This window comes from Clostridium sp. (assembly GCF_051656525.1).
Lineage (GTDB): Bacteria > Bacillota > Clostridia > Clostridiales > Clostridiaceae > Clostridium.
The window spans coordinates 1-1101 of sequence record NZ_JBOGCC010000332.1 but is presented as its reverse complement, the minus strand read 5'-3'; the positions used below and the strand labels follow the sequence as shown (position 1 = coordinate 1101).

Here is a 1101-nt window from a genome sequence, read left to right as displayed (position 1 = left end):
GAAATGAACTTATAGCTGATACAATTGATAAATACTTTGGAAAAGATGTAGATGGACTTTCTACAAAACAGGGAATAGTATTTTGTGTTAATGTAGCTCATGCATCTATGATGGCAAAACTACTTAATGAAAGAGGTATAAGTGCTGCTGCAGTTTCTGGAAAAGATAGAGATTCACAAAAAAATATTGAGAAGTATTTAAATGGAGAGATTAGATTTCTTACTTCATGTCAACTTATATCAGAAGGGTGGGATGCTCCAAAAACTTCTGTAATAGTTATGGCTAGGCCTACAATGTCAAAAGTAATCTATTATCAACAACTGGGAAGAGGAACACGAAGAGCTGAGAATAAGGAAGCACTATATCTTATAGATGTAGTTGATAACTACTCTTTTTCATCGGTACCTTGGACAGCTAACTCACTTTTTAAAAATCCGTTGTACTCACCTTTTGGAGATGTTCTAACAGGAGTTAGATCTTGGAATGGAGAGATGATTTACCTGGAACATCTTTTGGAAAAAGAGATTGATTTACAAGAGGTTGATATAGAAACTTTTGAAAGTATCTATGGAGATTATATAAGTTCTGAAGAACTTGCTAGAGAGTTATTTCTTTCTACAGATACTATAACTGCTTGGATAAAAAAAGGAGAAATAGTTCCTGATTATTCAACTAAATTAGGAAGAGTTAATTATTATAAATTTAAACCTGAAAGAGTTGAAGAGATACGAATTTTAAAAAATCTGAAAAAAAGAGATGAAACTACTATCTTAGATGATTTTTGGGAGTTTATAGAGGAGGGAAGTTACAGCCTTTCGTATAAAATAATATTTATATTAGCTTTAATTAAAAACCTTGAAAAAGATGGAGAAGCTGATTTTGAAAAGGTTAAAGCTGATTATATAAGTTACTACAGAAAGCGTTTAGAGGATGGACTACCAGTGGATAAAAAGTCATGTCCATATACGGCTGAGTATTTAAATAGTGACAAAGAGATGACAAGAAATATCATAGTTAATCCTTTTGAGAAGTTTGAAAGAAAAAGATTTATCTATTATGGAAAAGATCTTAAAAATATTGGATTTAGCTTTTACTTATGGC

At 31.2% G+C, this 1101-nt stretch carries 1 protein-coding gene; it reads left to right on the top strand.

Annotated elements, in window-relative coordinates:
- Positions 1-1101 (top strand): DEAD/DEAH box helicase (locus ACRDDY_RS16470; protein ID WP_438566025.1); only part of this gene is annotated, 1101 nt, incomplete at both ends.